Annotated in this window: 14 protein-coding genes and 2 pseudogenes; 9 read left to right on the top strand and 7 right to left on the bottom strand. The window is 62.4% G+C overall.

Translation table 11 applies throughout. The annotated features are described in order from the left end of the window. Nucleotides 1-89 precede the first annotated feature (89 nt). Nucleotides 90-425 carry a hypothetical protein gene (locus BM222_RS40415; protein WP_143106095.1) on the bottom strand — a complete coding sequence of 112 codons (336 nt, stop codon included), beginning with the start codon at nucleotides 423-425 and terminating at the stop codon, nucleotides 90-92. A gap of 554 nt (nucleotides 426-979) precedes the next feature. On the opposite strand from BM222_RS40415, the gene BM222_RS30170 reads away from it, so the two are divergent. Continuing rightward, entirely contained in the window at nucleotides 980-1,264 is a 285-nt protein-coding gene (locus tag BM222_RS30170; RefSeq protein ID WP_092236377.1) for a helix-turn-helix transcriptional regulator, read from the top strand. On the opposite strand, the gene BM222_RS30165 is transcribed toward BM222_RS30170, so the two are convergent. Continuing rightward, on the bottom strand, nucleotides 1,230-2,486 hold the full coding sequence (locus tag BM222_RS30165) for a tyrosine-type recombinase/integrase (protein WP_092236568.1): 1,257 nt from the start codon (nucleotides 2,484-2,486) through the stop codon (nucleotides 1,230-1,232). The genes BM222_RS30170 and BM222_RS30165 overlap by 35 nt on opposite strands. Nucleotides 2,487-2,776: 290 nt before the next feature. Next, nucleotides 2,777-4,375 carry a glutamine-hydrolyzing GMP synthase gene (guaA, locus tag BM222_RS30160; protein ID WP_177243561.1) on the bottom strand — a complete coding sequence of 533 codons (1,599 nt, stop codon included), beginning with the start codon at nucleotides 4,373-4,375 and terminating at the stop codon, nucleotides 2,777-2,779. 149 nt (nucleotides 4,376-4,524) lie between these two features. Here guaA and BM222_RS30155 point away from each other — a divergent pair, with 149 nt between their 5' ends. The 3 genes from BM222_RS30155 to BM222_RS30145 all read left to right on the top strand — a co-directional run bounded on the left by BM222_RS30155 (nucleotide 4,525) and on the right by BM222_RS30145 (nucleotide 5,771). Next, complete coding sequence (locus BM222_RS30155; RefSeq protein WP_092236371.1) at nucleotides 4,525-4,896, top strand: nuclear transport factor 2 family protein; 372 nt, start codon at nucleotides 4,525-4,527, stop codon at nucleotides 4,894-4,896. 65 nt (nucleotides 4,897-4,961) lie between these two features. After that, nucleotides 4,962-5,294: a DHCW motif cupin fold protein gene (locus tag BM222_RS30150; protein WP_092236368.1), complete on the top strand. Its 333-nt coding sequence runs from the start codon at nucleotides 4,962-4,964 to the stop codon at nucleotides 5,292-5,294. A gap of 267 nt (nucleotides 5,295-5,561) precedes the next feature. Further along, nucleotides 5,562-5,771 carry a cold-shock protein gene (locus BM222_RS30145; RefSeq protein ID WP_027532363.1) on the top strand — a complete coding sequence of 70 codons (210 nt, stop codon included), beginning with the start codon at nucleotides 5,562-5,564 and terminating at the stop codon, nucleotides 5,769-5,771. Nucleotides 5,772-6,030: 259 nt separating this feature from the next. On the opposite strand, the gene BM222_RS30140 is transcribed toward BM222_RS30145, so the two are convergent. After that, entirely contained in the window at nucleotides 6,031-7,332 is a 1,302-nt protein-coding gene (locus tag BM222_RS30140; RefSeq protein WP_092236366.1) for an RsmB/NOP family class I SAM-dependent RNA methyltransferase, read from the bottom strand. Nucleotides 7,333-7,366: 34 nt separating this feature from the next. Beyond that, the gene (locus BM222_RS30135) at nucleotides 7,367-7,789 is read right to left on the bottom strand and encodes an MAPEG family protein (RefSeq protein ID WP_092236564.1); all 423 of its coding nucleotides are present in this window, start codon (nucleotides 7,787-7,789) and stop codon (nucleotides 7,367-7,369) included. A 135-nt stretch (nucleotides 7,790-7,924) separates the two neighbouring features. Between BM222_RS30135 and BM222_RS30130 the strand changes: the two are divergent. From BM222_RS30130 to BM222_RS30115, 4 genes and pseudogenes are all read left to right on the top strand, one after another. Continuing rightward, nucleotides 7,925-8,263, top strand: a pseudogene (locus BM222_RS30130) (acriflavin resistance protein); the annotation flags it as partial. A 68-nt stretch (nucleotides 8,264-8,331) separates the two neighbouring features. Further along, nucleotides 8,332-8,442 (top strand): annotated as a pseudogene (locus tag BM222_RS43120) (metallophosphoesterase); the annotation flags it as partial. Between the two features lie 166 nt (nucleotides 8,443-8,608). Then, complete coding sequence (locus BM222_RS30120) at nucleotides 8,609-9,286, top strand: helix-turn-helix transcriptional regulator (RefSeq protein ID WP_092236357.1); 678 nt, start codon at nucleotides 8,609-8,611, stop codon at nucleotides 9,284-9,286. Between the two features lie 92 nt (nucleotides 9,287-9,378). Next, nucleotides 9,379-9,750, top strand: a complete 372-nt coding sequence (locus BM222_RS30115; RefSeq protein ID WP_092236354.1) for a VOC family protein — start codon at nucleotides 9,379-9,381, stop codon at nucleotides 9,748-9,750. Nucleotides 9,751-9,783: 33 nt separating this feature from the next. Here BM222_RS30115 and BM222_RS30110 read toward each other — a convergent pair whose 3' ends face one another. Both BM222_RS30110 and curA read right to left on the bottom strand, forming a co-directional pair. Beyond that, a complete protein-coding gene (locus tag BM222_RS30110) occupies nucleotides 9,784-10,083 on the bottom strand; it encodes a hypothetical protein (protein WP_092236351.1) in 300 nt (99 codons plus the stop codon). Between the two features lie 196 nt (nucleotides 10,084-10,279). Then, nucleotides 10,280-11,302 carry an NADPH-dependent curcumin/dihydrocurcumin reductase gene (curA, locus tag BM222_RS30105; RefSeq protein ID WP_177243560.1) on the bottom strand — a complete coding sequence of 341 codons (1,023 nt, stop codon included), beginning with the start codon at nucleotides 11,300-11,302 and terminating at the stop codon, nucleotides 10,280-10,282. A 261-nt stretch (nucleotides 11,303-11,563) separates the two neighbouring features. Here curA and BM222_RS30100 point away from each other — a divergent pair. Further along, nucleotides 11,564-11,717: DUF4372 domain-containing protein (locus tag BM222_RS30100; RefSeq protein ID WP_143106094.1), on the top strand; the 154-nt coding region annotated here is incomplete at its 3' end.

Genomic DNA, 11,717 nt, shown 5'->3' with positions numbered 1-11,717 from the left:
AGCCGTCAGGCCTGACGTCACGCCAGATGACCTCAAGCCGTCGCCCGTGGCGACGTACCTCCACGAGCAGCCGTCGCGGTCGCGCGAATTCATCGCGGCCTCCTTTGACCGGCGCGACGTCTGCTTACATGCCTGGGCGATTGCGCCGCGATTTGTCCGGCGATCGATGCCAGCTTGCGCCGCCGTTCGGTTTCAAGCTGTGCGGCCTCGGTGCGAGCAAACGCATCGATCCGCTCACGCCATGCGGCGTGCGCTTCGGCAGTGATTCGTATTATTTTCGTGCCGGGCACGCGCCGCTCGTCCGGCCCTAGACCGCGTCGGCGCAGCGCATAGTAGCTCGACTTAGACAACGACTCGGCGCGGCAAAATTGCGCAATCGTTTGTGCGGGATCGTCTAATGCTGCATCGCTAATTTTCGTCGGCATCGAGAACCTCCTGGCCGAGGGAGGTCTCAAAGGACATGAGCCGCCCCGGCGCAAATCTTGTTGCGCTAGGCGACCTCGTTGGCGTCAACGTCGCTGGGTCGCACCGCAGGCGCGGTGCCGGGGCCGATAACTTCAAACGCGTCCCCGAGAAGGGACAGCGGGGGATTGGTGCTCTCGTGCAGGCGCTCATTGACGGCGCTGCGACTATTAACTTAGCCTAACCTCAAAACTTTCGCAAACAGCAGCGCACGGCCCGCGATGTTTGGTCGATGTTTGGTTTGCCGAAATGCACGAAAGCTAAGTCTTTGATTCAATTGGCGCTCCCTAGGGGAATCGAACCCCTGTTTCAGCCTTGAGAGGGTGAAGGCGACCCGCTTGACGATCATCGTGCGGAGAGGCCTGCGATGGAGACCTTACCGGACACGTTTCAATCGCCCCGCCGATGCGCGCGCTGTAGCCCGAAATTGCCGCACGCCTTCCAAGAATGGTTGCAGCGTCGGCATCTATATCTATCGTCCTCAATCGCCTCACACAATCGTGGAGATGAATTGAGGATGAGCCAGACCGAACATTCGGCGATCCGAAAGACAATCAGACGACATCAACTGAGGGAAATGGTACCGCTCGCTGACAGCACCATCTACGAGATGGAACAGCGCGGCGAATTTCCAAGGCGGTTTGCTTTGTCGCCTCGCTGCATCGTGTGGGACCTCTCCGAAGTTCAAGCCTGGTTGGAGAGCCGCCGCGCGTCTCCTGTCGATCGGGCAAAGCATCCTGATGTGCGCCGGCGGAAGAGCCGGCCTGTCAAAGAGCAGGCTCCGGTTCAAACAAGGGCATGAAGGGCGGGATGAGCACGGGGACCCGCTTGCGCCCTTCAACCCACGCATCAATGATATCCGCCCATTCCTGCAACATATGGCGGCGCTGAACCTCATACTCCGCCTTGTTGTAGACCCCACGGGAGGAGCGACCATCCTCATGGGCAAGACACTTTTCGATCCAGTCGCTGTTGAAGCCCAGTTCGTTCAACAGCGTTGATCCGGTGCGTCTCAAATCGTGAACAGTGAACGGCTCGAGTGGCAGCCCCTGCTCCTTCGCCCGCTCTACCACGGCGTACGTTATTCGGTTGAACGTTGCTCGCGACATGGGAGCGTCAGCATCGTACCGCGACGGCAAGAGATATCGGGAATTGCCGGCGCATGTCTTGAGTGCGATCATGATGTCCAAGGCCTGCCGCGATAGATAGACATTGTGAGGTTTCGCGCGCTTCATCCTCTCCTTGGGAATACTCCAGACAGCATTCTCGAAATCCACCTCGTCCCAGACCGCATCCTGCAGCTCGCTTTTGCGCACCATCGTCAGCAAGTAAAGCTTCATGCCCAGTCGAATGGTGGGCAATGTGGCAACGTGCTCAAGCTGCTTGAGCATGATGCGAATTTCAGCCGGCGACAGCGCGCGGTCCTTCGGCACGAATGTCGCGATCGAAGCTGGTCCAACCTCATCTGCAGGATTGGCCACCTTCTCTCCGTGCAGGATCGCGAAGCCATAGATCTGCTTCACGATATCCCGCACATGGATAGCCGTGGCAGGGGCGCCGCGCTCGACGATCTTGGCGCAGTGTGCTCGCAGATCGTCCGGCGTGATTTCTGTCAGCAAGCGATTGCGCCAGACAGGAAGCAGCTCACGTTCGAAGATGGAGCGCCGCATGGCCCGTGTGCTGTCCGCCATCGGGGCGGCGGTCAACCACTTCTCGCCAAACTCGCCGAAGCTCTTCGCCTCCTTCAGCCGGCGCTTCTCGCGCTGCTTCTCGATGGCAGGAGACCTGCCCTCGCCGATCGCCCGGCGAGCGTCGATGCACTTCTCTCGAGCGCGGGCCAAGGACAGGGCGTCCGGGCCGTATTTGCCGAAAACGACAGTCTCGCGCCGACCGTTAAGCCGGTAGTCCAGCCTGAAACTGATGCTCCCTTTCGGGGACACATGCGCGTACATCCCGTCACGGTCTGTGACCTTGTACGGCTTCTCCTTCGGTCTCAATGACTTAAGCGCAGCATCGGTGAGCACGGCGACCTCCTCGACCCAAATACCGTCAGGCAATTTTTCGAGGCCGCCACGCAGGATTCAGATGAATTTTCAGCATCTTATTCCAAAAAAAATACCGTCACGCCTCGATTGGCGTGACGGTATTCTCGTTTTTGCGGATCCGCAATATCCGGGCGTACCGTCAGGCAGCACGTGAACGTCGACTGCTGCCCACCGATAGATGCCGATAGCTTTCGCGCAGAACTATTTTTATTTTCAGTAGCTTATGGCGAACCGCGGCGTAGACTTGGATATCGCCGGCAGGCTCCGAATCATTCCCACTCAATCGTCCCGGGCGGCTTGCTCGTCACGTCGTACACCACCCTATTCACGCCCTTCACCTCGTTGATGATGCGCGTGGCGGTCTCGCCCAGGAATTTCATGTCGAACTGGTAGAAGTCCGCGGTCATGCCGTCGGTCGAGGTGACGGCGCGCAGGCCCACGACGTAGTCGTAGGTGCGGCCGTCGCCCATGACGCCGACGGTCTTGACCGGGAGCAGCACGGCGAAGGCCTGCCAGATGTCGTCGTAGAGGCCGTGCTTCCTGATCTGGTCGATGTAGACCGCATCGGCCTTGCGCAGGATGTCGAGCTTGTCCTTGGTGATGTCACCGGGGCAGCGGATGGCGAGGCCCGGGCCCGGGAACGGGTGGCGGCCGACGAAGATTTCGGGCAGGCCGAGCTCGCGCCCGAGCTTGCGCACCTCGTCCTTGAACAGCTCGCGCAAGGGCTCGACGAGCTTCATGTTCATGCGCTCGGGGAGACCGCCGACATTGTGGTGCGACTTGATGGTGACGGAGGGACCGCCCGTGAAGGAGACGCTCTCGATCACGTCGGGATAGAGCGTGCCTTGCGCGAGGAAGTCGGCGCCGCCGATCTTCTTGGCCTCCTGCTCGAACACCTCGATGAAGAGGCGGCCGATGGTCTTGCGCTTGGTTTCGGGGTCGGTGACGCCTTCGAGCTCGCCGAGAAATTGCCTGGACGCATCCACGTGCACGAGCGGAATGTTGTAGTGGTGGCGGAACAGGTCGACGACGGTCCTGGCCTCGTCGAGACGCAGCAGGCCGTGATCGACGAACACGCAGGTGAGCTGGTCGCCGATGGCTTCGTGGATCAGCACGGCCGCGACGGCGGAATCGACGCCGCCGGAGAGGCCGCAGATCACCTTGCCCTTGCCGACCTGCTGGCGGATCTTTGCGATCTCCTCCTCGCGGAAGGCGCGCATGGTCCAGTCGCCGGAGAGGCCTGCGATCTTGCGGACGAAGTTGCGGATCAGCTTGGCGCCGTCGGGCGTGTGCACCACTTCGGGGTGGAACATCAGGCCGTAATATTTGCGCGTCTCGTCCTGGATGATCGCGAACGGCGCGTTCGGCGAGGTGCCGGCAACCGAGAAGCCCGGCGGCATCTTGGTGATGCGGTCGCCATGGCTCATCCAGACCTGGTTCTTGCTGCCTGACGACCAGACGTCCTCGAACAGCTTGCTCTCGGCCTTCACCTCGACATCGGCGCGGCCGAATTCGCGGTGATGGCCGCCCTCGACGGTGCCGCCCAACTGGGCCGCCATGGTCATCTGGCCGTAGCAGATGCCCATCACGGGCACGCCGGACTCGAAGATCGCCTGCGGGGCGCGGGGCGAGCCGGCCTCATGCACCGATTCAGGGCCGCCGGAGAGAATCACCGCTTTCGGCTTCATCTCGTTGAACGCGGCTTCGGCCTTGTTGAACGGGACGATCTCGCAATAAACGCCGTCCTCGCGCACGCGACGCGCAATCAGCTGCGTCACCTGGCTGCCGAAGTCGACGATGAGAATCTTGTCGTGCGCCGAGGCCACCGAGGGCGTCGACGCGGAGCGGTCGTTCTGTGCTGCTGTCATGGCAAGCCAATACGCGATGAGCCCTTGGCCCGCAACCGCGCGTCCGCGCGCGCCCACATGCTTGTTTGGGTATGGACCGATGCATATAGGTAAGTATTATTGACCTAATATGGCCCGTCCAGCAAACAGGGGCTATCAGGGAGAACGCCATGTCGAAGCTTCATCCGCCATCAACGCTTGCCGCGCTCGGCCGGACCTGGGTCGAGGCCTGGAATGCGCGCGATCTCGAGCGCGTGCTGACGCTCTACGACGACGCGACCGTGATGACCTCGGATCGCATCCCGGGGTTGGGATTCGATGCCAGCGGCACCGTGCGCGGCAAGGAGAGCTTGCGGGCCTATTGGCGCAAGGCGCTGGGATTGATACCGAACCTGCACTTCACCCTGATCGATGTGTATGTCAGCCCTGACAGTCTGGTTGTGTTTTACGAAAACGAGCGCGGCAAGAAGATTTGCGAATATCTGCGTGTGAATGATGCGGGGCTGATCGTGCAGGGATCGGCGAACCATTTGCCGCAGTGACGGAGACTGCGGCGTGAGCGTGCGCTAACACAGGCATTATCAGCTACTGCGACAGGACCCTCCCCATGAAGCTCCCCACCTCGCCCTTCACCGTCACCGACTGGAGCAAGGTCGAGGTCACCACGCATCCCGGCGAGACCGGCGAAGCCAAATGGCGCACGGTTGATATCGGCGATCTCAGGGTGCGGATGGTCGAGTATTCGCCGGGCTATCTCGCCGATCACTGGTGCGACCGTGGCCACGTCCTCTACGTGCTCGCGGGTGAGCTCGATAGCGAGCTGCGCGACGGGCGCAAATTCAAGCTGACGCCCGGGATGAGCTACCAGGTCTCGGATTTCGGTGATGCCGCGCATCGCTCGTCGACATCCGTCGGCGCGACGCTTTTCATCGTGGATTGACTGATGGAACTATCTTTCAGAGGGCGGTGTGCAGCGCAAAATAGCAAAACCTGGCTGGCTCGCCACGAGCGCGTGCCGCCTTGAAGTTGCCCCAAAAAATCGCTAGGTTGTGAACATCGATCCTTGGCCGAACGACTGGGCCGCTCCGTCTTATTTCAATGGACGAGCACGTTTCAGGTATTTCTCCAAAATCGACCAACCGGGACGATGGGCGCAACGATGCGCATTTGTCCCCCTGAGTGCATCGTCAATTGAAAGGAAATGACTATGGCAATGGGCACCGTGAAGTGGTTCAACAACCAAAAGGGCTTTGGCTTCATTCAGCCGGATGACGGCGCAAAGGACGTCTTCGTTCACATCAGCGCCGTCGAGCGCGCCGGTCTGTCGACCCTCAATGAGGGCCAGAAGGTCTCTTTCGACATCGTTGCTGATCGCCGCAGCGGCAAGTCCTCGGCCGACAACCTCCGCGCCGGCTAGTTGACCGCGACATTCGCGATCTGATCGCGGACGTACCGGTCAGAATCGTCGAGTTCAGAAACCCCGCGACCGGCACCCGGTTCGCGGGGTTTTTGTTTGGGGTCAACGGTGTTGCCTCATGTGGCAGTTCCGAAGGGTGGGTTAGCCCCGCAGATGCGCGAAGCGCGTCTGCTCGGCGTAACCCACCACTGGCTCTATCCGAGGAAACAGAAATGGTGGGTTACGCCGAGCGGTCTGCGCTGCGCGCAGTCCCGCACGGCTAACCCGCCCTACGAAGAATCGACACGAAGAACCCGTCGGTCCCGGTGCGGCGGGGCGTCATCAGCCAGCCCTCAGGCGATTGCAACGCGGCGTCCGCAAACGCCTCGGCCTTGTCCCAGAGCACGCTCGCGGTCTGCTCCGGCGGCACCACCGTGAACCCGGCATGCTTGGCGACAAAGGCCCTCACCTGCTCACCGTTCTCCTCCGACAATACCGAGCAGGTGATGTAGGCGATGCGGCCGCCCGCCTTCACCAACGGAACCGCGCGCTCCAGCACCTCGGCCTGGTCTTTCAGACGAATCTCCAGCGCACCCGGGCGCATGCGCCATTTGGCGTCGGGATTGCGGCGCCAGGTCCCGGTTCCCGTGCAGGGCGCATCGATGACGACGAGGTCGGCCGTGGCGCTGATGTCGGCCAGCGTATCAGCGTCGCCCTTGGGTGTGCGGACATCGGCGTTGTGCACGCCGGCGCGCGACAGGCGTTCGTGAATGGGTGCGAGCTGGCGCTTGTCGCTGTCGGTCGCGATCAGCCGGCCCTTGCCCTGCATCATCGCGGCCAACGCCAGCGTCTTGCCGCCGGCGCCGGCGCAGAGATCGATCACCTGCTCGCCGGGCTTTGCCGCGGTGAACAGGGCCGCAAGCTGCGATCCTTCATCCTGCACCTCAACGCCGCCCTTGATGAAATCCTCCTCGGCCTGAATGCCTGGATTGCGCGCATCGGCCGAAAGCTCGACGCGCAGGCCATTTGGCGACCATGGCGTCGGTTTCGCATGAAGATGAGCAAGCGCCTTCAGCACCTTGTCGCGGCTCGATTTTAGCGTGTTGACGCGCAAATCGAGCGGCGCCCGGCTCGCCATCGCCGCGGCTTCCGCGACGCGGTCCTCCCCGAACACCTTGGCGAGATGCGAATCGAGCCATTCCGGATAGTCGCCGGCAATCGCGGCCGGCGCATCTTTCAGCGAGCGCTGGCTGAGCGCGGCCTGCTCGGCCTCGGTCAACGGCTCGGGCGCAAACCGGCTGCCGTCGCACAGCGCGGCCATGGTCGCGGTGTCCATGTTCCGCTCCAGGCGGAGCATGCCGATGAGCCGCGCGCGGGCCGTGTCGGCGTCCATCAGGAACGCGCTCGAGGCGTAACGGCGCAGCACGTCCCAGACCAGGCCGGCAATGGCGGCGCGGTCGCCGGAGCCGGCAAAGCGGTGCGCGGTGCCCCACTCCTTCAGCGCCTTGGCCGCAGGCACGCGGTCCTTCTCGATGGTGTCGATCAGTTCGATGGCTGCGGACAGCCGGGCAGCGGGAGTCATTTGAATCTTTCGGATCAGATCCGACCTGTAAGCGTCAGATCAGCAACAGAATTTTCAGTGCAAAGTAAATCCACATCGCCAGCAGCACCAGCACGCTGGCAAGCCAGACCGAGGAGCGGTGGCCGAAATTGTTCGAGGTGACGAACACGCCGGCATGGGCAAAGCGCGTCACCACGAACACCCACGACATCAGCACGATGAAGAGATCGGCATGTCGCAAAGGCAGCGCCAGCGCGATCAGGGCATAGAACAGCACCGGCAGCTCGAACTGGTTGCGGTAGCAATTGGCGATTTGTGTGGCGCCCTTCGGCCAGTTCGGCTCTCCCAGTGCAATGTCGCGGATCTTGGTCTCGCCCGAGACCAGCGCATTGCGCCGCCCGAACACCATGCCGATCAGGAGCGCGAAGGTGAGCCCGATCTGAGCGAAGACCGGCAGCAAAACCATTTGAACGGACATCGATTTTCCCATCGGGCGGAAGCCGCCGCCCGCGTCCATTAGCCGTCAGTGCTGGTCATGACAATCGATCAGTTGAACCGGCGTTCCCGATCACACGACCAACTGCCGATCGCTCAAGCGATTTTGGCCGCTGGCGTGCCGCGCGAGACCCTGACGACAGCGTCGGCCGACACCCAGATCGAACTGCATACCGACCGCAACCAGACCCTCGCTTTGGTTGACGGTGTCAGCGACCTCGCCGACGGACGCGCGCTGCTGCGCGGCGCGGTGGCGCTGAACTATCGCACCGCTGACCGGGTGTCGGTGGTGAACCTGCCCGGCAAGGGCACGTTCGAGTTCCGCCTGCGCCTGCCTGCCGAGCCGCATCCCACCGAGCAGTTCGGCCCGTGGCACCTCGCCGATCGCATCGCCTCGCCGGTCGTCGGCTCCGTCGCGCCGCAGGATGCCTACACGATCCGCTATCGCGTGCTTTAAACTTCGTTTCATCGTAGGTTTTGCGCTGACGTCATCGTTCCGACGTTCGCCGCGCCGATACTTTGCGCATGTCCGAATTTCGTCTCACCCAGATTTCCGACACGCATCTCGGCCGGCGCTTTCCCGGCCTGATCGCGAACTTTCAGGCGGTCAGCGAGCACATCGACCCGCCACGTCCGCGCGGCGGGCCAGGTCGATGTCGATATCGAAGAGCTCCTGGCCCAGATGGGCGGCGAGCACTAGACGTCCGCTTCGCCCCGACACTGGCAGCGCCTCGAGCCGATATTCTCATGCTGCCATTTCCTGGCAGCATATGACGTAGTATGCTTCGTCCGAGGCTCGTCCATGTCCCGCTCCCAACGACTGCTTGATCTGATTCAGGTGCTGCGCCGGCATCGACGCCCGGTCGCAGGCAGCGCGCTTGCCGACGAGCTCGGCGTGTCGCTCCGCACGCTCTACCGCGATATCGAGACCTTGAAGGCGCAAGCCGCACATATCGACGGCGAGGCTGGTGTCGGCTACGTGCTGCGGCCCGGCTTCATGCTGCCGCCACTGATGTTCACCGAGGAGGAGATCGAGGCGTTGGTGCTCGGCTCACGTTGGGTGTCGGAACGCGCGGATGAGCCGCTCGGTGCCGCCGCCCGCAACGCGCCCGCCAAGATCGGAGCGGTGCTTCCCGAGGATTTGCGCAACAACCTTGATGGCTCGAGCCTGCTGATCGGCCCCTGCGAACCGAGCGCGGCCGGCGATACCGAGCTCGCCGCCATCCGCGACGCGATTCGTGCCGAGCGCAAGCTGCAGATCGCTTACGCTGACGGCAAGGGAAGTCCATCGAGGCGCACGATCTGGCCGTTTTTCGATCGCGTGCGCGTCGTCGTCGCCTGGTGCGAACTTCGCGAGGGCTATCGGCACTTCCGGACCGACCGCATCACGGCGCTCAAATCGACGGCCAAACGTTATCCGCGACGGCGCGCCGCGCTGCTGAAGGAATGGCACCTCTTGGAGGGCGTGCCGGAACAGTGACATCGACACTACTGACATAAACTGACAGCATACCGCGCTATGGGTTTCTGCATCGCGCTCACTTCAGAGAGCGCTGAACAAGGAGACCTCACATGCCAGACTTCAGCTTCCTGTTGCTCCATGTCGGAAGCCCGGGTGCAAGCGCCAAGTTCTATAACGAGTTGCTGGACATCCCCATCATCCAGCAGTCGCCGACATTCGCGATGCTGCCCTTGCGCGATGGCGTGATGCTCGGATTGTGGTCGCGCGCCAGCGTCGAACCGAAGACCGCAGGGCAGCCTGGCTGCAGCGAGGTGGCGTTCACGGTCTCCGACGCGGCCGCCGTGGAGGAAACGCACACCGCCTGGAAAACGCGCGGACTTGCCATCGCCCAGCCGCCCACCCGAATGGACTTCGGCACGACCTTCGTCGCGCTCGATCCGGATGGTCATCGTTTGCGCGTGTTCGCGCCGGAGGCCGCATGAGCCACCTGCACCGGCGGCTTCCGAGCGCGCCGCTCAGGCGACGTTCTTGAGGTCCTGCTGGATCGCGGCCAGCAAGGACTGCAACGCTTCGCTGGTCACGAGCTTGCCCGCCGCATCATTGCCAGGAGCGATTTTGGCGGGCTCGACTGCCCTGACCGGGCGTTTCGGGAAGCGCGGTGGAGGTGCCGGCATCCGAGGCTGCACGGACGTGCCTTCGTCCTCGCTGTGCACGAACTTGCCGTGGATGACGTCGTCATGGCGGCCCATGACGTACATGGCCGCCCAATAGGCGGCAGCCAGCAGAATTACGCAGAAAATACCGATCTCTAACATCGCAACACCCTAAATATGCGCGACTGATTCAATGCCTTCGCCCTGACGTCAATGAACCGCCGGTCACACGCTGCGCCATTTACGGACAGTTGTGGCCGATGGGTCACTCTTCGTTAACCATTGAGGCCGGGGGTGTGGCGCTGGAGCAATGTTAAGACGCTCCAAGCCGCCACGCGACGTCCCAAGCTTTGAAAGCTCAAGCCTTGTCCGGCCCGACCCGGACCAGCTGCTTGCCGAAATTGGCACCCTTCAGGAGCCCGATGAAGGCGCTAGGGGCGCTCTCCAGGCCTTCGGTGACGAACTCCTTGTACTTCACCTTGCCGTCGCGGACCCAGCCGGACATGTCGCGCAGGAAATCGCCGTGGCGCGAGGCGAAATCCGAGACGATGAAGCCGCGGAAGGTCAGCCGCTTGGTCAGGATGTTGCGCATCATCGCGCCCGCCCATTTCGGAGGCTTCGCTTCAGTATCGTTGTAATGGGCGATCAAGCCGCAGACCGGCACGCGTGCGAACGCATTGAGCTGCGGGAAGACAGCCTCGAACACGGCCCCGCCGACATTCTCGAAATAAACGTCGATCCCCCCGGGGCAGGCGTCCTTCAGCTTCGCGGCGAGATCGGGATCGCGATGATCGATGCAGGCATCAAAGCCGAGCTCCTTCACCACGTAGTCGCACTTGTCCTTGCCGCCGGCAATGCCGACGGCACGCGCCCCCTTGATCTTCGCAATCTGCCCGACCGCCGAGCCGACCGCGCCGGAAGCACCTGCGACGACGACGGTCTCGCCTTCCTGCGGCTTGCCGATGTCGAGCAGGCCGGTGTAGGCGGTCATGCCGGGCATGCCCAGCACGCCGATCGAGGTCGAGACCGGACCGAGCTTGGGATCGACCTTGATGAGACCCTTGCCGTTCGAGATTGCGTGCGTCTGCCAGCCGCTCCGTGCACGAACGATGTCGCCCTTGGCAAAATCAGGATTGTTGGAGGCCGCGACCTCGCTCACCACCTCGCCCTCCATGACGCCGCCGACTGGCACCGGCGCGGCGTAGGACGGCCCCTCGCTCATGCGCCCGCGCATATAGGGATCGAGCGACAGCCATATCGTGCGCAGCAGCACCTCGCCTGCGCCGGGCGAAGGAGGTGCGAATTCCTCCAGACGAAAATCGGATGACTTTGGTTCGCCGACGGGACGCGCGGCGAGAACGATGCGCTTGCCTTGGGACATGGCTTCCTCCTGATTGCTTGTTGCAGTCATTTAGGAGGTACGTGGGAATGAAGCAATTCCCACCCGTCGTCGCCCGACTTGATCGGGCGACCCAGTATTCCAGAGGCGGTTGTGAATGAGCCGAGAAGCTGCGGCGTACTGGATGCCCCGGTCAAGCCCACGGCTGTCCGGTTTAGATTTTGTGGACAAGGCGCATGGCGTTGATTCTAGTCGGTTCTGGACGTCTGCAAGCGTTCCGGGACACGACAGGAGATCAGCGCCATGCCGCACCACAATACAGTATTTCGCGACGTCCTGAAGCTGATGCCGTGGCGTCAGTTTGAAGGGCTTGTGGAAGAACATGATGCGGATGCGCGGGTACGGCGGCTGCCGACCAAGTCGCAATTCGTGGCGATGCTGTACGGCCAACTTTCTG

The organism is Bradyrhizobium sp. Gha (assembly GCF_900113735.1).
In the GTDB taxonomy this organism is placed as follows: domain Bacteria; phylum Pseudomonadota; class Alphaproteobacteria; order Rhizobiales; family Xanthobacteraceae; genus Bradyrhizobium.
The sequence above is the reverse complement of the archived record's forward strand: the minus strand, read 5'-3'. Positions and strand labels throughout refer to the sequence as shown.